Annotated in this window: 1 pseudogene; it reads left to right on the forward strand. The window is 45.3% G+C overall.

Annotated elements, in window-relative coordinates:
• Positions 1-340: pseudogene (locus tag HC175_RS21620) on the forward strand (endonuclease MutS2); the annotation flags it as partial.

Here is a 340-nt window from a genome sequence, read left to right on the forward strand (position 1 = left end):
CCTGCTTCAGGAATTGAGGAGAAAGATCAATCAGGTGAAGGGGCAGATCAATTCCAGCTTCGGAAGCGCTTTGACACATTACAACAACCTGGGGTATCTGGATGATATTCGGGAAACAGTTGTTGATAATATCCGGGTGCTGGCCGTTTCTGCGATGCACCGCCGTAAAGTAAAAGGCGGAATTCTTGGCAACTCAAAAACCGGAAGTATAGTTTACATTCAGCCTGAAGCAACTTACAACCACACCCGGGAACTGAATAACCTGGAATACGAAGAGAAGGAAGAGATCAAAAAGATCCTCAAGGAACTTACCAATTTTATAAGACCTTACCGCCCGTTG

The organism is Salinimicrobium oceani (genome assembly GCF_012037645.1).